Source organism: Enterobacter sp. Crenshaw (genome assembly GCF_024734705.1).
Lineage (GTDB): Bacteria > Pseudomonadota > Gammaproteobacteria > Enterobacterales > Enterobacteriaceae > Enterobacter > Enterobacter asburiae_B.
In genome coordinates this window covers 1,468,907-1,491,325 of record NZ_CP102932.1, presented here as the reverse complement: position 1 = coordinate 1,491,325, position 22,419 = coordinate 1,468,907, and the positions used below count along the sequence as shown (strand labels likewise).

General features: G+C 57.3%; 16 protein-coding genes. 9 read left to right on the top strand and 7 right to left on the bottom strand.

All coding sequences use genetic code 11. The features are described 5' to 3' along the window. Window positions 1-42 precede the first annotated feature (42 nt). Both macB and macA read right to left on the bottom strand, forming a co-directional pair. Entirely contained in the window at window positions 43-1,983 is a 1,941-nt protein-coding gene (macB, locus tag NWV12_RS07000) for a macrolide ABC transporter ATP-binding protein/permease MacB (RefSeq protein ID WP_048979698.1), read from the bottom strand. Continuing rightward, window positions 1,980-3,095, bottom strand: coding sequence for a macrolide transporter subunit MacA (macA, locus tag NWV12_RS06995; RefSeq protein ID WP_045887634.1), 1,116 nt, complete (start codon window positions 3,093-3,095; stop codon window positions 1,980-1,982). Before macA ends, macB begins: the two co-directional genes overlap by 4 nt. 159 nt (window positions 3,096-3,254) lie before the next feature. On the opposite strand from macA, the gene NWV12_RS06990 reads away from it, so the two are divergent. Further along, the gene (locus NWV12_RS06990; RefSeq protein WP_048979696.1) at window positions 3,255-4,211 is read left to right on the top strand and encodes a VirK/YbjX family protein; all 957 of its coding nucleotides are present in this window, start codon (window positions 3,255-3,257) and stop codon (window positions 4,209-4,211) included. Here the strand turns inward: NWV12_RS06990 and NWV12_RS06985 are convergent. Beyond that, the gene (locus NWV12_RS06985; protein ID WP_048979695.1) at window positions 4,208-5,866 is read right to left on the bottom strand and encodes an ATP-dependent endonuclease; all 1,659 of its coding nucleotides are present in this window, start codon (window positions 5,864-5,866) and stop codon (window positions 4,208-4,210) included. The genes NWV12_RS06990 and NWV12_RS06985 overlap by 4 nt on opposite strands. Window positions 5,867-6,238: 372 nt before the next feature. On the opposite strand from NWV12_RS06985, the gene aqpZ reads away from it, so the two are divergent. From aqpZ to hcr, 4 genes are all read left to right on the top strand, one after another. Continuing rightward, window positions 6,239-6,934 carry an aquaporin Z gene (aqpZ, locus tag NWV12_RS06980; protein WP_033145073.1) on the top strand — a complete coding sequence of 232 codons (696 nt, stop codon included), beginning with the start codon at window positions 6,239-6,241 and terminating at the stop codon, window positions 6,932-6,934. A gap of 181 nt (window positions 6,935-7,115) precedes the next feature. Beyond that, window positions 7,116-8,015, top strand: coding sequence for a lysine exporter LysO family protein (locus tag NWV12_RS06975; RefSeq protein WP_033145072.1), 900 nt, complete (start codon window positions 7,116-7,118; stop codon window positions 8,013-8,015). 144 nt (window positions 8,016-8,159) lie between these two features. Next, window positions 8,160-9,812 (top strand): hydroxylamine reductase, encoded by a 1,653-nt coding sequence (gene hcp, locus NWV12_RS06970; RefSeq protein WP_033145071.1) that lies wholly within the window; start codon window positions 8,160-8,162, stop codon window positions 9,810-9,812. 10 nt (window positions 9,813-9,822) lie between these two features. Continuing rightward, window positions 9,823-10,791, top strand: a complete 969-nt coding sequence (gene hcr / locus NWV12_RS06965) for an NADH oxidoreductase (RefSeq protein ID WP_039261537.1) — start codon at window positions 9,823-9,825, stop codon at window positions 10,789-10,791. 90 nt (window positions 10,792-10,881) lie between these two features. Here hcr and NWV12_RS06960 read toward each other — a convergent pair whose 3' ends face one another. Next, window positions 10,882-11,316 carry a DoxX family protein gene (locus NWV12_RS06960; protein WP_033145069.1) on the bottom strand — a complete coding sequence of 145 codons (435 nt, stop codon included), beginning with the start codon at window positions 11,314-11,316 and terminating at the stop codon, window positions 10,882-10,884. Window positions 11,317-11,467: 151 nt separating this feature from the next. On the opposite strand from NWV12_RS06960, the gene poxB reads away from it, so the two are divergent. The 4 genes from poxB (at window position 11,468) to NWV12_RS06940 (ending at window position 16,779) form a co-directional block, all read left to right on the top strand. Continuing rightward, complete coding sequence (poxB, locus tag NWV12_RS06955; protein WP_039261536.1) at window positions 11,468-13,186, top strand: ubiquinone-dependent pyruvate dehydrogenase; 1,719 nt, start codon at window positions 11,468-11,470, stop codon at window positions 13,184-13,186. Window positions 13,187-13,224: 38 nt separating this feature from the next. Beyond that, window positions 13,225-14,226, top strand: a complete 1,002-nt coding sequence (ltaE, locus tag NWV12_RS06950) for a low-specificity L-threonine aldolase (RefSeq protein WP_033145067.1) — start codon at window positions 13,225-13,227, stop codon at window positions 14,224-14,226. 10 nt (window positions 14,227-14,236) lie between these two features. Beyond that, window positions 14,237-15,673 (top strand): SDR family oxidoreductase, encoded by a 1,437-nt coding sequence (locus NWV12_RS06945; RefSeq protein WP_048979694.1) that lies wholly within the window; start codon window positions 14,237-14,239, stop codon window positions 15,671-15,673. Between the two features lie 92 nt (window positions 15,674-15,765). Next, a complete protein-coding gene (locus NWV12_RS06940) occupies window positions 15,766-16,779 on the top strand; it encodes an NAD(P)-dependent oxidoreductase (protein ID WP_048979761.1) in 1,014 nt (337 codons plus the stop codon). A 102-nt stretch (window positions 16,780-16,881) separates the two neighbouring features. Here NWV12_RS06940 and NWV12_RS06935 read toward each other — a convergent pair whose 3' ends face one another. The 3 genes from NWV12_RS06935 to NWV12_RS06925 form a co-directional block, all read right to left on the bottom strand. After that, the gene (locus NWV12_RS06935; RefSeq protein ID WP_029739472.1) at window positions 16,882-18,711 is read right to left on the bottom strand and encodes a chitinase; all 1,830 of its coding nucleotides are present in this window, start codon (window positions 18,709-18,711) and stop codon (window positions 16,882-16,884) included. A 142-nt stretch (window positions 18,712-18,853) separates the two neighbouring features. Further along, a complete protein-coding gene (gene iagB, locus NWV12_RS06930; protein WP_029739471.1) occupies window positions 18,854-19,306 on the bottom strand; it encodes a type III secretion system invasion protein IagB in 453 nt (150 codons plus the stop codon). 133 nt (window positions 19,307-19,439) lie between these two features. Continuing rightward, window positions 19,440-22,208, bottom strand: a complete 2,769-nt coding sequence (locus NWV12_RS06925; RefSeq protein WP_101744464.1) for a glycosyl hydrolase family 18 protein — start codon at window positions 22,206-22,208, stop codon at window positions 19,440-19,442. Window positions 22,209-22,419: the final 211 nt, after the last annotated feature.

Genomic DNA, 22,419 nt, shown 5'->3' with positions numbered 1-22,419 from the left:
GTCAAAATGCCAGCCCGATCGGCTGGCATTTTTATTTTCGGGTTATTCCCGAGCCAGCGCGTCCACCGGATCCAGCCGCGCCGCGTTGCGGGCGGGCAACCAGCCAAACAAAATGCCGGTAAAGGTCGAACACAAAAATGCGGTAATAATGGCAACCGGCGAGAAGCCAATCTCCCAGCCGGGTAAAAAGAGCTGAAGCGCAAACGCGATCATCATCGAGAGCGCAATACCCATCGCCCCGCCGACCAGACACACCAGCACCGCCTCAATCAAAAACTGCTGCAGCACGTCACTGGCCCGGGCGCCGACCGCCATGCGAATGCCGATCTCCCGGGTACGTTCGGTGACCGACACCAGCATGATATTCATCACCCCGATGCCGCCGACGACCAGCGAGATCACCGCCACCAGCGTGAGGAACAGCTGAAGAGTACGTGTGGTCTTTTCCGCCGTTTTCAAGAGGCCGTCCATATTCCAGGTGAAGAAATCTTTCTTCCCGTGGCGCAGGGTTAACAGCCGTTCAAGCTGCTGTTCGGCCAGCGCGCTGTCGTAGCCCTCCTTCACGCGTACGGTGATGGAGTTGAGCCATGACTGCCCCATAATCCGCCCGGAGATGGTGGTGTAGGGCAGCCAGACGCGCAGGATTTTGCTGCTGCCAAACATCGACTGCTTTTCTTCCGCCACGCCGATGACCGTGGCAGGCATGTTGCCGACCAGGATCACTTCGCCCACCACGTTGGCTTTGTTTGGGAAAAGCTGCCTCCGCGAGTTCGCGTCCAGCACCACCACCTGCGCCCTGCCCGCCAGCTGCTCTGCGTTGAAGGTAGCGCCTTCGCTGAAGGTCATGCCGTAGACGTTGAAATAGTCTCCGCTCACACCGTTAGCGCTGGCGGCCACGTCAACATTGCCCACGCGCAGACGCAGGTTCTGCGAAACCGCAGGCGTGGCGGAGTTCACCCACGGCTGCTTCTGAATCGCCGCCAGATCGTCGTATTTCAGCGCCTGCTGATACTGCGGCTCGTCGTCGCCAAAGTCTTTGCCGGGATAGACGTCAATGGTATTGGTGCCAATGGCGCGGATATCGGCCAGCACCAGCTGCTTCGCCGCGTCGCCCACCACCACGATCGACACCACCGAGGCGATACCGATAATGATGCCGAGCATCGTCAACAGGGTACGCATTTTATTGGCCGCCATCGCCAGCCAGGCCATGGTCAGCGCTTCGCGAAAGCCGCTGGAGAACTGCCCCCAGCCGGTTGATGCCGGCAGCGCTTCTTTCGGCGCCGCTGCCCTGGACTCACGCGGCGGCGGATTGCTGACCAGCTCGCCGTCGTGGATCTCGATAATGCGTTCCGCCTGCGCCGCCACCTGCGGATCGTGGGTAACAATGATGACCGTGTGGCCCTGATCGCGAAGCTGGTGAAGGATCGCCATCACCTCTTCGCCGGAATGGCTGTCAAGCGCCCCAGTCGGTTCATCCGCGAGGATCACCTGCCCGCCGTTCATCAGCGCACGGGCAATACTCACGCGCTGCTGCTGCCCGCCGGACAGCTGCGAGGGCTGGTACTCCACCCGCTCCGCCAGCCCCAGACGCGTCAGCAGCATCTGCGCGCGCTCAAGCCGCTTTTTCCGCTCGACGCCCGCATACACCGCAGGCACTTCCACGTTCTGCGCCGCATTCAGGTGAGAAAGCAAATGGTAACGCTGGAAGATAAAGCCGAAATGTTCCCGACGCAGCTTCGCCAGCGCGTCGCCGTCCAGCGTGGAGACATCCGTCCCGGCCACGCGATAGCTACCGCTGGTCGGTTTATCCAGACAGCCGAGAATGTTCATCAGCGTCGATTTACCGGAACCCGATGCCCCGACAATCGCCACCATCTCGCCCGCCTCCACGCGCAGGGAGATGCCCTTCAGCACCTCCACCGGACCGTCGCCTGACGGATAGCTGCGACGAATGTTATTCAGCTCAAGCAGCGCCGTCATTTAGCGGCTCCGGGCAGGCTTTCGCTGACAACAACCTCCTCGCCCTCTTCCAGACCTTTCACCACCACCACGTCGGTGTCGTTGCGCGCGCCGATCACGACCTCGCGCTCGCGCGTTTCGCCGTTGCGCAGCACTTTCACTTTATAACGGCTCTCCCCGGCGGACTCGCCGAGCGCTGAGAGCGGAATGGTCAGCACGTTCTTCACGCCAGTCAGCTGGATATGCACCTGTGCGGTCATGTCCAGACGCAGCACGCCCTGCGGATTTGGCACCTCAAAGCGGGCATAGTAGAAGATAGCGTCGTTAACTTTTTCCGGCGTCGGCAGAATGTCTTTCAGCACGCCTTCGTAGCGCGTCTGCGGGTCGCCAAGCACCGTAAACCAGGCGTTTTGTCCGGGCTTAAGATGGATAACATCCGCCTCTGAGACCTGGGCTTTGACCAGCATGGTGCTCATGTCAGCCAGCGTCAGAATGTTTGGCGCCTGCTGCGCGGCAATCACCGTCTGGCCCTGCAGCGTGGTGATCTGGGTGACTTCGCCCGCCATCGGCGCGACGATTTTGGTGTAGTCGAGGTTGGTTTTTGCCGTATCCAGCGAGGCCTGATTGCGTTTGATTTGCGCGTCAATCGTGCCAATTTGCGCCTGTTTCACCGCCAGTTCAGTGGTGGCAGTATCTAAATCTTGTTTCGAAATAGCCTGGGTTTTGGCCAGCGCCTGCTGACGGGTCAGCGTCACCTGAGCCAGGTTACGTTCTGCCAGCGCCTGCGCACGCTGCGCGCGCAGCTCCATCAGCGTGGCTTCCACCTCGCGGATCTGGTTCTCAGCCTGCTCAGGATCGATAACGCCGAGCAGCTGGCCTTTTTTCACCTTGTCGCCAATCTCAACCGACAGCGTTTTCAGCTGGCCGCTGACCTGAGCGCCGACGTCAACCTTGCGCAGCGCGTCAAGCTTGCCCGTCGCGAGGACGTTTTGCTGCAGTTCGCCCGGGCGAACAATCAGTGTCTGATACTGCGGCACCGGCGCATTCAGCACCTGCCATAGCCAGTACCCACCGGCTAAAACCGCGACCGCCAGCAGCAGAAACAGCGTTCTGCGTTTTCCCTTGAGGTTCATAAATATTCCAAATAAATGTTCTGGCAATTATAAATGTTGATTCTATCTAAACGACTCCTCAACGAAACCCCTGTTCTCCGAAATCGCCCTAATTTGTTTACGAGACGTTGACATTTCCCCTGTTGAAATAGCGATATTCCAAAAGGATCAGGATCTACCATGTCTTCTATCGTCGATACATCACTTTCAAACCTGCCGCAGCCAAAAACCGGCTGGCAACTCTTCAAAAACCTGGCTTTTGGTGAGATCGCACCCGGGCTGGCATGGGAAAAAACCGCCTACCGACGTAAGTTCATGCTGCGTTCACTGGCGACACCGCTCAGCACCGCTCGCCTGCTGTCTGATCTTGCGAAACATCCGCACCTGATGCAAATGCTCCAGGTTCAGCCGGGGCTGCCGTGTCGCCTTCATCGTCCGTGGCTGACGGTCAATATGGATCGACAGCGTGCGCTGGAATCGCTGTCCTGGCACTATCAGATGATGTGTCGCCAGCTGCCGGCGACGCTGACAAAGGGTTACCTTTCAAAGCAGGGCGTGACTCTGCTGACCTTAACCGGAAAAGATGAACAGCAATTTACCGTCCGCCTGTGTGCCGACGCGTTTATGGATAAAGAGGGAGAAGCTACCCTCGTTTTCTGTGACAGTCAAAATACGGCGCTGGCGGAGATGACCTTTACGCTATGCCAGTTTGAGGGAAAATCAACGCTGTTCATTGGCGGTTTGCAGGGCGCAAAAGCGCATGTTCCCCACGAGCTGATCCAGGGTGCGACGAAAGCCTGCCACGGTCTGTTCCCGAAACGTCTGCTGGTCGAGGCCGCAATGACGCTCGGCGCCGCGTTCCCGGTAGAGCAAATAGTCGCCGTCAGTAACGATACCCATATTTATCGCAGCTGGCGCTACCGCAAGAAAAAAGAGGGGAAACTGCTGGCCGATTACGACAGTTTCTGGATCTCCATCGGCGGTGAAAAGCAGGACAACGGTAACTTTATGCTGCCGCTCGTCATGCCGCGTAAACCGATGGAAGAGATTGCCAGCAAAAAACGTTCCGAATATCGCCGCCGCTACGAACTGCTGGATAGCCTGATTCAGCAGGTGAAACAGGCGACCCAGCGCTAATCCGCTTTCCCGCGTGCCAGCCACAGCACGCGGGAGAACATCTTCCGCAGCAGGGTCGGTACCGCCTCCACGCCCCGCCTCCCCGCTTCCGTCGCCACTTCAATGGCTAAATCCGGTTTTGACGAACGGTGAATGGCTTTGGCGATCACCCGCCGCATGTTCATCGGGACATCGACCGGCACCATGGCAATTCGGTGAAAGACGTCGTCGAACCCCTGGCGATACATAAAGTGTTCCATGTCCATCGCGGGCAGCATGGTTAAATGGTCGCGCTCTTCCTCGCGCTCGTTATTCAGCAGGCTCCGCACGGTCGAGGCATATTTTTTGCCCGCCTCATCACCGTCTACCAGCACGTGCCACTCGATCCCCATCCGGCGGGCAAATTTTATCAGCGGCTTTAATCCCGACTGGGCGAATTCGATCACCTTAATGCCTTCCGCATCAAAATGGTGGCCACACTGGCGCGCCAGTTCGTTGATGACCCAGGTTTCCGTCTCCCCCTCCACCAGCAGCCAGCAGCGGGCAAAGAGCGACGACGCCCGATTAAAGCGAATATGAAACGCGATGCGCCGCCCGTCTTCCGCATTCAAACCGCCCGGCCCAAGCCGGAAAGCGGAGACGCGGGAGGATTCACGCACCAGGCGACAGACGTGTTCTACCGGCGTCAGCGATAATAATTCCCCGGAATTAGTGGTCGTGATGCGCTGGAGCGGCAGCAGGTTCAGCAGATGCCATGCCACGGAGAGCATGATGGGATGCAGGCGCGTTTCCGGGTCTTCCACCAGCAGCAGCGGCCGGGCGTCCCGGTCCAGACGAACGGTGCCTTTGGCCTGCAGAAGCGTTGAAAACAGCCCCAGCAGAATCACCCGATGGGTGCGACCGCCGGGCCGGTCGATCATCCGGTTAATGATGTCGAGGTAACGCCAGCTTCGCTGCTCATCATGAGAGCGGCGGCGCATCAGACGATGGCGCGACTCAGAGGTTCCCTGCTCGGAAAAATAGTGCTCCAGGAGTTGCACCATTGCGGACAACCCCTGACGAATTTGGCCATCGGTCAGATTCTGCGGACGCGACACCAGCTCTCTGGCCAGAAAATCCAGCTCGCGGGCGGTGACTTCCACTTCCGGCATATTGGGTACGGTACCGTTACGAATACGCCGCATAAAGCGCGCATCGCGCAGGCGTAACACCGGCGTCAGGCGGATCAGGTGGCGGGCCAGATCGTCGATATTGTCCAGCGGGATCGGGTTGGCTTTCTCATCGAGAAAATCACGCAGGGTGAGTACCCCCTCGTTCTCCGCCATCTCGCCTTCCAGCCGATAGAAAATCCGGCGGAAACCGTCATCGCACGGCACCCAGCAGGGTGACAGCGGGCGGAAGCGACGCACGCGGTGACGTCCGGGTTCGGATTCGCGGAACGTCAGGATGATATGCAGGTGCTTCTCGCGCCCCGTCACGTCGCCGGGCGGGAACCAGAAATCGTCGCGGACGAAGTGATACAGATCGTCCTCGGGCGAAAGCAGTAGCGTCAACGCATCCAGCAGGCTGGACTTACCCCACGCGTTCTCGCCGATCAGGACGTTGTTTTGCTCCAGCTGCAGCGACAGGCGGTTAATACCGCGAAACCCGACAATTTCCACACGTTCGAGAAGCATAAATCCCCCGCGATATGATCACTTTTTCCTTCAAGTTATCAGCAGTATAGCGGGATGCAGACGGGCTTGACACTGCAATCCGCCTCCATAACCTGGCGGAAGCACGAAAAATTCAGAATTTATCCATCAGGTTTCATTTGAAATAACCCACATCTCGCAAGATACTACCGCCCGCAAATTGGACTATGCTCTATTTACCTCCAGTTTGAACAAGGATTGACATCACATTGCCTTAAATCAAATTAATCGAATTTATTTAAGTGGCGAAGGGGTGTTGTTGGTTTTTAAAATACGGGCTCTTTGAGTCGTCATCCCTTTATGGCGATATATCCCGCGCGCGGGAATGCGTGCGGATAATTATTTGAGGTGGTTATGTTTAGAAAATTGGCAGCAGAATGCTTTGGTACATTCTGGCTGGTATTTGGTGGCTGCGGTAGCGCCGTTCTGGCAGCAGCATTCCCGGAATTAGGTATCGGTTTTGTCGGCGTCGCGCTGGCGTTTGGTTTAACCGTATTAACCATGGCGTTTGCCGTGGGGCATATTTCCGGCGGTCATTTTAACCCGGCAGTGACGTTAGGTTTATGGGCGGGCGGCCGTTTCCCGGCGAAAGACGTGATTGGCTATATTGTGGCGCAGGTGGTTGGCGGTATTATCGCGGCGGGCGTTCTGTACGTGATTGCCAGCGGTAAAGCTGGGTTCGACGCGGCGGCCAGCGGCTTTGCCTCTAACGGCTTTGGCGAACACTCTCCGGGCGGCTACTCCATGCTGTCTGCCATCGTGATCGAAATCGTGCTTACCGCCGGCTTCCTGCTGGTGATCCACGGCGCAACGGACAAACACGCCCCAGCCGGTTTTGCCCCGATTGCCATTGGTCTGGCGCTGACGCTTATCCACCTGATTTCTATTCCGGTCACCAACACCTCCGTTAACCCGGCACGCAGTACCGCCGTCGCCATCTTCCAGGGCGGCTGGGCGCTTGAGCAGCTGTGGCTGTTCTGGGTGATGCCAGTTATCGGCGGTATTCTGGGTGGCGTGCTGTATCGCACCCTGCTGGAAAAACGCGATTAATCTTTCCTCCCTCTCCCCGTGGGAGAGGTCCGGGGTGAGGGCTTCAGGCCGCACACCCCACGTAGACACAAGCCGGGTAAAGCGTAGCCGCCGCCCGGCTTTCTTTTGCCGCTTTACTGAACAGCCTTTATTGGGTAGTGTCACTGGCGCTTAACCGATACTCAAAAAGGACCGGCTGTTCATGTTTTCAGGACTCCTCATCATTTTGCTGCCCTTGATCGTGGGCTATCTTATTCCGCTGCATCGTGAATCCGCATTAAGGCTCATTAATCGATTCCTGAGCTGGATTGTCTACGTTATTCTTTTCTTTATGGGGATTAGCCTGGCATTTCTGGACAACTTATCGGCGAATTTACTCTCCATCCTCCATTATTCTGTCGTCACAGTAGTGGTTATTTTGCTGTGCAATATTGCCGCGCTGCTGTGGCTGGAACGCACTATTCCATGGAAAAATCACCATCATCAGGAAAAACTCCCTTCACGAATTGCAATGGCGCTTGAATCATTAAAATTATGCGGCGTCGTGGTGCTCGGTTTTCTTCTTGGGCTGACCGGTTGGGCATTTTTACAGCACGCGACTGAGGCCAGTGAATATACGCTGATCTTCCTGCTGTTCCTGATCGGTATTCAGCTGCGAAATAATGGCATGACGCTGAAACAAATTGTCCTCAACCGTCGGGGAATGATGGTTGCGGTTATGGTTGTTGCCAGTTCAATGGTGGCGGGCGTCATCAACGCCTTTATTCTCGATCTGCCGCTGAAAACCGGCCTGGCGATGGCATCCGGTTTTGGCTGGTATTCGCTCTCCGGTATTCTGCTGACCGAATCATTCGGACCGGTGATCGGCAGCGCCGCCTTCTTTAACGATCTGGCGCGCGAGCTGATTGCCATCATGCTGATCCCGAGCCTGGTTCGCCGCAGTCGTTCTACCGCGCTGGGTCTGTGCGGCGCGACGTCGATGGACTTTACCCTGCCGGTACTACAACGCTCCGGCGGGCTGGAGATGGTGCCCGCGGCTATCGTGCACGGCTTTATTTTAAGCCTGCTGGTTCCGGTCCTGATGGCCTTCTTCTCTGCCTGATACTTCTTTGGCGGTAGGTTTCCTGCCGCCAAAATTGCGCTAAATCAATCTCCCTCTATTTTGTAGCAGAAAGCCCTTTTCTCCGTTCTGGCACAGGCATAACCTTAAACATGTATATCAAATATAACTTTAACAGGTGTGATTATGTTTTGTGTGCAATGTGAACAAACCATCCGTACCCCGGCAGGCAATGGCTGCTCTTACGCACAGGGTATGTGCGGCAAAACCGCAGAAACATCTGACCTGCAGGACCTGCTGATTGCGGCTCTGCAAGGCCTTTCCGCATGGGCGTTCAAAGCCCGCGAATACGGCATTGTCGACCACTACGTCGACAGCTTCGCCCCGCGCGCGTTTTTCTCCACGCTGACCAACGTTAACTTCGACTCTCCGCGCATTGTCGGCTACGCCCGCGAAGCGATTGCCCTGCGTGAGGCGCTGAAAGCCCAGTGCCTGAAGGCGGATGCCTCCGCTCGCGTGGAAAACCCGATGTCAGAACTTCAGCTGGTCAGCGACGATTTGGGCGACCTCCAGCGTCAGGCGGCAGAATTCACCCCGAATAAAGACAAAGCGGCGATTGGCGAGAACATTCTCGGCCTGCGCCTGCTGTGCCTGTACGGCCTGAAAGGCGCTGCGGCCTATATGGAGCACGCGCACGTTCTGGGTCAGTACGACAATGAGATTTATGCCCAGTACCACAAAATCATGGCGTGGCTGGGCACCTGGCCTGCCGATATGAACGCCCTGCTTGAGTGCTCAATGGAAATCGGCCAGATGAACTTCCGCGTGATGAGCATTCTGGATGCCGGTGAAACCAGCACCTACGGCCACCCGACGCCGACGCAGGTCAACGTCAAGGCAACCGAAGGCAAGTGCATTCTGATTTCCGGTCACGACCTGAAAGATCTCTACAACCTGCTGAAGCAAACCGAAGGCACCGGCGTTAACGTTTATACCCACGGCGAAATGCTGCCGGCGCACGGCTACCCGGAGCTGCGTAAATTTAAGCATCTCATCGGTAACTACGGCAGCGGCTGGCAGAACCAGCAGGTGGAGTTCGCCCGCTTCCCTGGCCCTATCGTGATGACCTCTAACTGCATCATCGACCCGACCGTCGGCGCGTACGATGACCGCATCTGGACCCGCAGCATCGTTGGCTGGCCGGGCGTGAGCCATCTTGAAGGTGACGATTTCGGTCCGGTTATCGCCCAGGCGCAGCAGATGGCAGGCTTCCCGTACAGCGAGATCCCGCACCTTATTACCGTCGGCTTCGGTCGTGAAACCCTGCTGGGTGCCGCTGATTCGCTGATCGATCTCGTCAGCCGTGAAAAGCTGCGCCACATTTTCCTCGTCGGCGGCTGCGACGGCGCGCGCGGCGAGCGTAACTACTTCACCGATTTCGCCACCAGCGTGCCGGAAGACTGCCTGATCCTGACCCTGGCATGCGGCAAATACCGTTTCAACAAGCTGGACTTTGGCGACATCGAAGGTCTGCCGCGCCTGATCGATGCGGGCCAGTGTAACGATGCTTACTCGGCCATCATTCTGGCGGTCACCCTGGCGGAGAAACTGGGCTGCGGCGTGAACGACCTGCCGCTGTCGCTGGTGCTGTCATGGTTCGAGCAGAAAGCGATTGTCATCCTGCTGACCCTGCTCTCGCTCGGCGTCACCAACATCGTGACCGGCCCGACCGCGCCTGGCTTCCTGACGCCGGACCTGCTGGCGGTGCTGAACGAGAAATTCGGCCTGCGTTCCGTGACCAACGTTGAAGATGATATGAAACAGCTGCTGAGCGCGTAAGGAGTAATTCATGACCATGCCAACCTCACAATGTCCGTGGCGGATGCAGGTTCATCACATCCATCAGGAGACGCCGGATGTGTGGACGCTGTCGCTGCTGTGCCATGACTACTATCCGTACCGTGCAGGCCAGTACGCGCTGGTCAGCGTTCGCAATTCGGCGGATACGCTGCGCGCCTACACGATCTCCTCCACGCCGGGCGTGAGCGAGTACATTACGCTCACCGTCCGCCGCATTGACGACGGCGCGGGCTCTCAGTGGCTGACGCGGGACGTCAAGCGCGGGGATTATATCTGGCTGTCCGACGCGCAGGGGGAATTCACCTGTGACGATAAGACGGACGATAAATTCCTGCTGCTGGCGGCGGGCTGTGGCGTAACGCCAATTATGTCGATGCGCCGCTGGCTGGCGAAGAACCGCCCGCAGGCCAACGTGCAGGCGATCTTCAGCGTCCGTTCCCCGGAAGATGTGATTTTTGCCGGGGAGTGGCGTGATTATCCGGTGACGCTGGTGGCGGAGCACAACGCGACCCACGGCTTTGTGCCCGGTCGCCTGAGCCGCGAGCTGCTGCAAAGCGTGCCGGATATCGCGAACCGCACCGTGATGACCTGCGGCCCGGCGCCGTACATGGATATCGTGGAGAAAGAAGTGAAAGCGCTTGGCGTGACCCGCTTCTTCAAAGAGCAGTTCTTCACGCCGGTGGCGGAAGCGGCAACCAGCGGCATTACCTTCACCAAACTGCAGCCTGCGCAGACCTTCTTTGGCCGCGTGGGGACCACGCTGCTGGAGGCGCTGGAAAGCAACAAGGTGCCGGTAGTGGCTGCCTGTCGTGCGGGCGTGTGCGGCTGCTGTAAGACGAAGGTGGTTTCCGGGGAGTACACCGTCACCAGCACCATGACGCTGTCCGACGCGGAAATTGCCGAGGGTTACGTGCTGGCATGCTCATGCCATCCACAGGGCGATCTGGTCCTCGCATAAACGGTAAGCGTTCGATCGTAGGCCCGGTAAGCGTCAGCGCCACCGGGCTTTTTGTCGGGTGACACTGCGTTTACCCGACCTACAACAACCTCACCGCCACGCGGGCGCTTTACCCAGCGCAAACCGCCCCGCCCCTAAAAACGCGACCGCCAGCGAGCCGATAAAGAAGTACACCAGGCTTTCAATCGCCCATGCGCCTACCTTATCGAGGGCGAGCGTTTCCCCCATTCCCACCATCAGCCACGCCACAATCATCGTAAAGGCCAGCACCAGCGCGGCCGGACGCGTAAAGAGCCCGACAATAATCAGGATCGGCGCCACCACTTCGCCAACTAACACCCCGTAGGCGATAAATCCCGGCAATCCTTTTTCCACCAGCATGCCGCTAATAAAGCCCACGCCGCCAAAAAGCTTGTGCAAACCGTGAAAAAGCATCAGCCCGCCGACGGCAAGTCGTAACAAGAGTTTGCCAAGATCGTCGCACGATAGCTTTTCATTAACAGCGATTAACAATGATTTAACCATTTGAAATAATTCCTGTTTTTACTGAGGTAGCACCAGATTATGCCGAATAATTGCGCATGAAAAGCACCTTTTAATTGGGGGCATGCGACGGGCAATACGGAGACTTTCTTCTAAGCTTGTAAGCGATATCACAAAAAGGAGACGGACAACCATGAAACAAACCGTGGCTGCATATATAGCGAAAACGCTCGAACAGGCTGGCGTGAAACGTATCTGGGGCGTAACCGGCGATTCCCTGAACGGACTTAGCGACAGCCTCAACAAGATGAAGACCATCGAATGGATGCCCACCCGCCATGAAGAGGTTGCCGCCTTCGCCGCAGGCGCTGAAGCGCAGATCACGGGGGAACTGGCCGTCTGCGCCGGATCGTGCGGGCCGGGTAACCTGCATCTGATCAACGGCCTCTTTGACTGTCACCGTAATCACGTGCCGGTGCTGGCGATTGCCGCCCATATCCCCTCTTCCGAAATCGGCAGCGGCTATTTTCAGGAGACGCATCCGCAGGAGCTGTTCCGTGAATGCAGCCACTATTGCGAGCTGGTTTCATCCCCGGAGCAGATCCCGCAGGTGCTGGCGATCGCCATGCGCAAAGCCGTGCTGAACCGCGGCGTTTCTGTGGTCGTTATCCCGGGCGATGTGGCCCTCAAGGCCGCGCCGGAAGGGGCCAGCACCCACTGGTATCACGCCCCGCAGCCGGTGGTGACGCCTGCGGAAGAGGAGCTGAAAAAGCTGGCACAGCTGCTGCGGTACTCCAGCAATATCGCCCTGATGTGCGGCAGCGGCTGCGCGGGCGCGCACAAGGAGCTGCTTGAATTTGCGGGTAAGCTTAAGGCCCCCATTGTTCACGCCCTGCGCGGCAAAGAGCACGTCGAGTACGACAACCCCTTTGATGTGGGGATGACCGGTCTGATCGGTTTTTCCAGCGGCTTCCACACCATGATGAACGCCGACACGCTGATCCTGCTCGGCACCCAGTTCCCGTATCGCGCGTTCTACCCGACGGATGCCAAAATCATTCAGATTGATATCAACCCGGCCAGCATCGGCGCGCACAGCAAGGTCGATATGGCGCTGGTGGGCGATATCAAATCCACGCTTGCCGCCCTGCTGCCGCTGCTGGAAGAAAAAACGGACCGCAAGTTCCTTGATAAAGCCCTGAGCGACTATCGCGACGCCCGCAAGGGGCTGGACGACCTCGCCAAACCGAGCGACAAAGCGATTCACCCGCAGTATCTGGCGCAGCAGATCAGCCATTTCGCTGACGACGACGCCATCTTTACCTGCGACGTGGGCACGCCAACCGTCTGGGCGGCACGCTATCTGAAGATGAACGGCAAGCGTCGCCTGCTCGGCTCGTTCAACCACGGCTCGATGGCCAACGCCATGCCGCAGGCGCTGGGCGCAAAAGCGACGGCCCCGGAGCGTCAGGTGGTGGCGATGTGCGGCGACGGCGGGTTCAGCATGCTGATGGGTGATTTCCTGTCGGTGGTGCAGATGAAGCTCCCGCTGAAAATCGTGGTCTTTAACAACAGCGTGCTGGGCTTCGTGGCGATGGAGATGAAGGCCGGAGGCTATCTCACGGACGGCACCGAGCTGCACGACACCAACTTCGCGCGCATCGCCGAGGCCTGCGGCATCACCGGTATTCGCGTGGAGAAAGCCTCAGAGGTGGACGAAGCCCTGCAGCGCGCATTTTCCATCGACGGTCCGGTGCTGGTGGATGTCGTCGTCGCCAAAGAAGAGCTGGCGATCCCGCCGCAGATCAAGCTTGAACAGGCCAAAGGCTTTAGCCTGTATATGCTGCGCGCCATCATCAGCGGACGCGGCGACGAGGTGATCGAACTGGCAAAAACCAACTGGCTCAGGTAAAACATTTCGCATGACCTCTTAAAATAAAGGGATGTGAAATGATTGATTTACGCAGCGATACCGTAACCCGCCCGAGCCGCGCCATGCTCGAAGAGATGATGGCCGCCCCGGTCGGGGATGACGTTTACGGCGATGACCCAACGGTCAACGAACTGCAGCGTTACGCGGCAGAGCTGAGCGGCAAGGAAGCGGCCCTGTTTCTGCCAACCGGCACGCAGGCTAACCTGGTGGCGCTGCTCAGCCACTGCGAGCGCGGGGAAGAGTATATCGTCGGCCAGGGCGCGCATAACTATCTCTACGAAGCCGGCGGCGCGGCGGTGCTCGGCAGCATTCAGCCGCAGCCGATTGACGCCGCGCCGGACGGCTCCCTGCCGCTCGATAAAGTCGCGGCGAAAATCAAAGCTGACGATATTCACTTCGCCCGCACCCGACTGCTCAGCCTCGAAAACACCCACAACGGCAAAGTGCTGCCGCGCGAATACCTGAAAGCAGCGTGGGAATTCACCCGCGAGCGCCGGCTCGGCCTGCACGTTGACGGCGCGCGTATCTTTAACGCCGTCGTGGAGTATGGCTGCGAGCTGAAAGAGATTGCGCAATACTGCGACTCGTTCACCATCTGCCTCTCTAAAGGGCTGGGCACGCCGGTGGGTTCTCTGCTGGTGGGCGACGCGGACTACATCAAGCGCGCCAACCGCTGGCGTAAAATGACCGGCGGCGGCATGCGTCAGGCAGGTATTCTGGCGGCTGCCGGGCTGTATGCCCTGAAAAATAACGTGGCGCGCCTGAAGGACGATCACGACAACGCCGCGTGGATGGCGGCGCAGCTGCGCGAGATTGGCGCCGACGTGATGCGCCACGACACCAACATGCTGTTCGTACGCGTGGGCGATGACCGCGCCGCCGCGTTGGGTGAGTTTATGAAATCACGTGGCGTGCTGATCAACGCCTCACCCGTCGTGCGCCTGGTCATGCATCTCGACGTGAGCCGCGAACAGCTGGCGGACGTGGTGAAACACTGGCAGGCGTTTTTACAGCGATAAGGAGCATCACGTGCCGCAACGAATTCTGGTGCTCGGCGCCAGCGGGTACATCGGTCAGCATCTTACCGCGGCGTTAAGCCAGCAGGGACACCAGGTGCTGGCAGCGGCACGCAACACCGAACGCCTGCAAAAGCTCAGTTTGCCTGGCGTCACCTGCCACAGCGTTGACCTCAACTGGCCGAAGGAACTTCCCGCCCTGCTGGAAGGGGTCGACACGCTTTACTACCTGGTGCATAGCATGGGCGAAGGCGGGGATTTCATCGCCCACGAGCGGCAGGTGGCGATGAACGTTCGCGACGCCCTGCTGCAAACCCCGGTGAAGCAGGTCATTTTTTTAAGCTCGCTCCAGGCGCCCGAACACGAGCAGTCCGATCACCTGCGCGCCCGCCAGCTGACGGCTGACACCCTGCGCGGGGCGAATATCCCCGTCACCGAACTGCGCGCCGGGATCATCGTCGGCGCAGGCTCCGCCGCCTTCGAAGTGATGCGCGATATGGTTTACAACCTGCCCGTACTCACGCCGCCGCGCTGGGTACGCTCGCGCACCACGCCGATTGCGCTGGAGAATTTACTGCATTATCTGGTGGCCCTGCTGGATCACCCGGCGGAGCAACACCGCGTGCTGGAGGCGGCAGGCCCCGAAGTGCTGAGCTATCAGGAGCAGTTCGAACATTTCATGCGCGTCAGCGGCCGCCGCCGCTGGCTGATCCCCATCCCCTTCCCGACCCGCTGGATTTCGGTGTGGTTTTTGAACGTGATCACCTCCGTGCCGCCGACGACCGCCAAAGCGCTGATCCAGGGGCTCAAACACGATTTACTGGCGGACGATCGCGAACTGCGGGCACTCATTCCCCAGGACCTGATCCGCTTTGACGATGCCGTGCGCAATACGCTGAAAGAGGAAGAGCAGCTGGTGAACTCCAGCGACTGGGGTTACGACGCTCAGGCGTTTGCCCGCTGGCGGCCGGAATACGGCTATTACCCGAAACAGGCGGGCTGCACGGTGAAAACCCACGCCAGCCTGGCCGCGCTGTGGGAGGTGGTGAACCAGATTGGCGGCAAAGACGGTTATTTCTTCGGTAATATCCTGTGGCAAACGCGCGGAGCAATGGATCTGCTGGTGGGGCACAGGCTGGCAAAAGGCCGTCCGGCACGCCCGTATCTTGAGGTGGGCGACGCGGTCGACAGCTGGAAGGTCATCATCGTCGAGCCGGAAAAACAGCTGGCGCTGCTGTTCGGTATGAAAGCCCCGGGGCTGGGCCGACTCTGCTTTACCCTGAAAGACAAAGGCGATTGTCGTGAACTGGACGTCCGCGCCTGGTGGCATCCGCACGGAATGCCGGGTCTGTTCTACTGGCTGTTGATGATCCCCGCCCACCTGTTTATCTTCCGCGGGATGGCAAAGCGGATTGCGCAACGGGCAGAACAAAAGACGGAAAAGATCTAAATAAAACTCTCTTTCTTTCACCTTTCCCATTGCATAGCGCCGTAATTCACGAAAGAATGCGCACGAAATTCTTTTCAACACAGTGGATTGATATGAAGGTACTGGTTACCGGGGCGACCAGCGGCTTAGGCCGAAATGCGGTCGAATTTCTGCGCAACAAGGGCATCAGCGTCAGGGCTACCGGTCGCAACGAAGCGATGGGAAAGCTGCTGCAAAAAATGGGCGCGGAGTTCGTCCATGCTGACCTGACGGAGCTGGTCTCCTCTCAGGCGAAAGTGATGCTCGCCGGTATCGACACGCTGTGGCACTGCTCCAGCTTCACCTCCCCGTGGGGTACCCAGGAAGCCTTTGATCTCGCCAACGTGCGGGCAACCCGCCGTCTGGGCGAATGGGCCGTTGCCTGGGGCGTGCGTAACTTTATTCATATCTCGTCACCTTCACTCTATTTCGACTATCACCACCATCGTGAGGTGCAGGAAGATTTCCGTCCCGCTCGCTTTGCCTGCGAGTTTGCCCGCAGCAAGGCGGCCAGCGAAGAGGTGATTGACCTGCTGGCACAGTCGAACCCGCACACCCGTTTTACGGTCTTACGTCCGCAGAGCCTGTTCGGGCCGCACGACAAAGTGTTTATTCCGCGCCTGGCGCAGATGATGCACCACTACGGCAGCGTACTGCTGCCGCGCGGCGGCGATGCGCTGGTGGATATGACCTATTACGAAAACGCCGTTCACGCCATGTGGCTGGCAAGCCAGCCGGACTGCGATAAGCTGATCTCCGGTCGCGCCTACAACATCACGAACGGCGAACCGTGCACGCTGCGCAGCATTGTGCAGCGTTTAATTGACGAGCTGCAGATCGACTGCCGCATCCGTTCAGTTCCTTACCCAATGCTGGATATGATTGCCCGCAGCATGGAGCGTTTTGGCAGTAAATCGGCCAAAGAGCCTGCGCTGACGCATTACGGCGTATCGAAGCTGAACTTTGATTTCACGCTGGATATTTCGCGGGCGGAGAACGAGCTTGGGTACAAACCGATCGTGACGCTGGATGAAGGGATTACGCGTACGGCGGCGTGGCTGCGGGATCACGGGAAGCTTCATCGGTAGATCGGGTCCTGCATTTTTACGATGAGAAAAAAAACGGCAACCCGAAGGTTGCCGTTTGTCATTTTGCTGTTTTGCTGTTTTGCTGTTTTGCTGTTTTGCTGATTACAGCGCAGTCCACGCGTCCTGCCATGCAATCCCTTTACCTGGCTCGTAGTAGGACGGCGCGTTATTGCACCAGCCGCTGTACGGATAAGGTTTGCACTGGAACAGCTGGCCGCGGTTGTTAACGATATCGCCTGCTTTCCATTTGGTTTTGGAGGTCCAGGTCGGGTAAGTCCCGGTCTGGCCGCCGTTGGTCTGCTTAGCCTGTACGTTCAGCGTATAGGTTGTGGTGCTGCTCAGCTCGCCGTCGCTGACGGTAAGGTTGATCGGGTACTGCGTCGCCGCCGCCACTTCCGGTGCGTTGAACGTAATAATCGCTTTATCATCGCCGCTTACGGTCTGGCCGTTCGGAGCCGTCCAGGTATAAGTCAGGTGGTTACCGTCTTCGTCGGTCGAGCCAGACGCGTTCAGAGAAACAGATTTACCCGCTTCAACCGCCCCCACCGGACCGGCGATTTTTGCTACCGGCGCATGGTTTACCGGCGCTGGCGTATTATCTTCCGGAGCCGGGGTGTTATCGTCCGGCACCGGCGTGGTGTTGCCTTCGTCCGTTGGGTCGACAGGGGTCGGCGTCGGAGCTGGCGTGACGCTACCGCCGTCGGAAGTCCCGTCTTCACCCACCACGTTGACGTTGAAGTAATGCTTCACGCATTTGGTGTAGTCACCCTCTTTAAAGGCGCTGAATGGCGTCTGGTAACCCACCAGCTGGCAAGAGTAGGTCTGGCCTGACGGGGTATCCGCGCTCCATCCCCAGTCCTGTTCCCAGTAGATCTTCAGCGCGCCGGCACCGCCTTCGTCGAACTGCTTCATGTTGGCGCAGCCCAGCACTTCGTTAGACGGAACAGGCACCTTCAGGTAGTTGGCGAACTCTTTGTAGTATTTGATACGGTTTTGAGACTGGGCGATCTCAGTCGGGCCACCGCACTCCACGCCGCCGTTGATGATCTGCGTGGTCACGCCGAAGCCCGGAACCAGACCATTCGCCTTATCGTGATCGTTCGGCTGCCAGGTGCCGTCGATAACCTGCAGCATGCTCGGTTTTGGCGGCTGCGGGTAGGCGAAGAAGAAGATCGCGGAAGCAAGGTTCAGCCAGGTGTCCGCCACCAGCTCAGGTTTGTCCAGCAGTACGCGGACGTCGCCGTACATCGCTTCAGAGAACGGGCCGTAGTTGTAGTTATAGGAGAGCTGTTTCGCACCGCGACCAAAGTAGCTAACGAAATCGCCATCTTTGTCTTTACCGCACGGCCAGGTCTGACCCTGCCAGACATCCGGGTTACATTCGCCGTTATAGCCGCCCTTCTGACCTTCGCTCCAGCCCATCTCACGCACGTAAACCAGCGCCTGACGCCACTCGGCTTCCGGACGCCAGGACTCGTGGCCGCCGGTTTCCTGCGCGAAGTGCGCGAACATGGTTGCCAGAGACTTACGGCAGATGGCATCGCTGTTACGACCATCGGTATAGGTCTGGCACAGTGCCGGGAATTTACCGACCGCTTTCAGGAAGTTGCTGTAGGTATATTCCGGCGCACGCAGTGGGAAGAGATATTCCCAGTCGCTGGCCTTGATAATCCCTTCCACGCGCTTGACGTTTTCCGGGTTTGTCGATTTACCCGGCTCAATTTGTTCCACCAGGCTGTTGTCCAGCGTGCGGATGGTTGACTTCACTGAAGCCATCAGCGGGAAGTTGGTCAACTCCTGCTCTTTCTTCTGCAGATCGCTGGCCTTAACGGTGTAAGGTTCGCTGCTGGCCTGCAGCTGGGTTGCCTGAGCCATAAACGGTGCAACACATGCGCCCGCAATAAGAACACTGAGTAATGTTCTTTTGTTCATGTCAATGGTCCTCTTAATTATATTAAGGGTTTATAAAAGTTAATTTGTTTCGCGGTTTATTTATTAATCATTTAATAAATAAACCCGGGAGCAGTTTTCGTTTTATGAAGAACACCAGTTGGTACTCTTCAAAAAACAAAAATCAATAATAATAACGGTTACGGGTGCTACGTTTTAATTTCTGATATTTATTCCAGACCTTACGGGCATAGACCATACGCTGCGGGTAATTCTCTTTTTTCAGACCCGCGTTATAGGCGCCGACCGCCTCCCAGTTATAGCCATAAACTTTAATCATTCCGGATAATATCGATGCGCCAACCATAATCGAGGTGCAGGGCTCGGTAATTAACCGGTACTCATTAATGCCTTTTCGCTCCAGCTCGGAAAAATGTGAACTGTTAATCTGCATCAGGCCGACATCACGCGTGCCATCATTATTCTGTCCAATCGCATTGGGATTCATTCCCGATTCAACATTAGCAATGGCATACAACAGATAAGGATCCACATGGTAATAACTGGCGGCTTTATCCCAGCAGTTGGCAAAGACGCTATGACTTATTATCAGCAACAATAAAAATAACGTTTTCATTTTCAGTCCGGCTCTTTTTCATTGTCTCCTTACGCGCTTATCACTCTGTTTCCTGATTTACGGTCCACGTCCGTCGCGGGACGTGGACCGTGATAGCGGGCAAGTTACTTACCCGCATCGTTATGGCTGTGACTTACTGGCAGTCAGCCGCAGGGCCTTTTTTCACCCAGACATCGCTACTACCGGGTTTATCACCCTTCGTCCACCATTTCGCGGTGTAGGAGTAACCGTTGTAGGTAGTGGTGTCGCCGCCGTTATAGACCACGTCGGAGCGCCAGTTGAATTTCACCTGACTTACCAGCTCCCATGCATCCACACCGAAGCCCGGCTGGTTGCCCTGAGTCCAGTATTTTGCTTTCCAGACCAGGTTGTCGAAGCTGACGGTATTGCCCGCGTTGTAAACCTTGCTGGCGCTCCAGGCAGCGTATTTGCTGGCGTTGGCGTCAACAGGCTTATCGCAGCTATTGGTGGCAGAACCTTCGTCAGACGGCGTATTGCCTTCATCGGATGGGGTGTTACCTTCGTCAGACGGCGTGTTGCCTTCATCGGAAGGAGTGTTACCTTCGTCAGACGGCGTGTTGCCTTCATCGGAAGGGGTATTGCCTTCGTCAGACGGCGTTTCAGCCGCTTTAGGCGTTACCGTTACCTGTACGTTAGTCTGTACGCTGGACTTGCCATCGCTTACCACCACGGTCAGCGTGTAAGTAGATTCCGCGTCTACATCCGGCGCGGTGATGTTCAGGTTCGCGGTGTCTGCGCCTGTCGCCTGCATATTCGCAGGAACGCTCCAGGAGTAGGTCAGCACGTCGCCATCAGGATCGTTAGCCTGAGCGTGCAGAGAGTAGCTCTGGCCCGCTTCCAGCGTCACGGCTTCCATCTGGTTCACGACCGGCGCCTGGTTTGCTTTCGGCGCTTTGTTCACGACCTGGACGTCAGCGGTGCTGCTCAACCCTTTCGCGTCAGTGACCGTCAGGCGGAACGCCAGAGTCTGGTTACTGGTGACAGCGGCAACGTTGAAGGTCGCTTTCGCTTTGGTACTGTTGGTGAGGGTCACCGACGGGCCAGAGATCTGCGTCCACTTGTAGGTAATGGCATCGCCATCCGGATCGGTAGAAGCCGAACCATCCAGGGTCACCGTCGCCGGACCGGTTACGCTCTGGTCAGCGGAAGTCGCTACCGGCGCATGGTTGGTCACCACCGGATCAACCGGCGCAGCGCCGCCGCCTGTCAGGCTTTCATTCATCGCGTTCAGAATGTCTCCGGTATCGGAGTCGATAGACCAGGCAAACAGACCGCCCAGGTTTTTCGCCAGCACATACTGACCTTTCGCCGTTGCGGAACGCGCATCCTCATAGGTGATCAGATCGCCGGTGGTTTTGTTAAACAGATACGGCGCTTCAGCGGTAGCATCATAGTTGTATTCCCAGCCCGCTTTGCCTTTGTACTCGTTAACGATCTGACGATAGTCAACCACGCCAGGTTCCCAGGTCCCTTTCACCATGCCCGTTGCCGTGCCGGTGAACGGGTTGTTATTGCTGTAACCGTGAACGCCGGTCCAGCCGCGACCATACATGGCCGTCCCCACGACAATTTTGCCGGGCTGTACACCCTGCGCCAGCAGCGCATTGACGCCGTTTTCGGTGGTGTAATTAGTATCCGGTTTGTTCGCCGGCGCACGCAGTGCCGCCTGGTGACCCAGATCGGTGTTGCTCCAGCCGCCGTAGAAGTCGTAGCTCATCAGGAAGATGTGATCCATGTACTGCTGGGCAGTGGTGTAATCAACGTCTTCAATTTTGTCGCTGCCTGAACCGATTGCTGAGGTCAGTTCAAAAGTACGGCCGGTTTCGGCTGACAGTTCATTCATCATGGCGCGCAGTTCGCGCATCAGTGCGGTATACGTCTCTTTATCCTGCTGCGGGTTGCCCAGCGTTTCGTTCTGACCGCCGCCGCCCGGGAATTCCCAGTCGATGTCCACGCCGTCGAAGAATTTCCAGGTTTTCAGGAAATCTTTCACGGAAGCCACGAAGCGATCGCGGATCGCTTTGTCATGCATTTTGAAGAACGGATCGGAGAGGGTCCAGCCACCGATAGACGGCAGCACTTTCAGCCCTGGATTGGCTTTCTTCATTGCCATCAGCTGGCCGAAGTTGCCTTTGTAGGGCTCGTCCCAGCTGTCGAGGCCAGTCCGGGATTCCTGCAGTGCGGCCCACGGGTCGTGAATCGCCACCTGGAAGTCCTGACGGCCCGCACAGGCGCGCTTCAGCGCTTCGAAGCTGTTACCCCCTTCGATGGTTTTCAGGCTGTCGTTGATGCCATCGCCGCCGCAGATTGGAATGAAGCCATACAGAATGTGGTTAAGGTTAGCTGCCGGGATTTTATCCACCGGGAATTTACGGTCATAAACGCCCCACTCAGGGAAATAGGCACCGACCACTTTATCGGTATGCTTAGAGAGGGTTTTATTATTTTCCTGCATGGTGGTATTAAGCGGCAGCAGATGGCTACCGTCGGTATCCGCGACGATAATCAGTTTGCTGGCGCTGGTGCTGCACCCGCTGGCGTTGCAGAGTTCAACCGTTTCCTGATAGCGACCGCCTTTGGTCACTTTAAATGCTGCCGTGCCGGACATGCTGCCTGCACCGGTCCAGACGGTTTTGCCGTCGAGCAACACTTTCGCTGAAGTCGGCGCCGCGCCGCTCCAGACATCCCACTGCACTTTAACATCGGCGCCATCATGGACTTTGACGAGGTTGTTGTATGCAGTAGCAGACTGATCAACTTCGACAATGGCAAATTTATCATTACCGCTGGCGATAGTTGCTTTACCTGGCACGGCTGCGAACACCGGGCTTGCAGCCGCTGCAACGAAGAGTGCCAGATATTTAGGCTTCAGAAATTTCATTATTTGATCCTGATAATACGATTTGTGAAATTAAATACCCATGCTTTTCCATTAAACATGGACAAACGTTATTTACTGATAAATTAATCGTGAACGTTTCTGGTTCGCGAAAGACCTGCTTATTATTGCGCTGTACCTTCCTCCACTTATAAACTTCGACAAATGTTTTATTGCGTAGAGAAGAATACAGCGGGGAATTTATTTTCGCCTT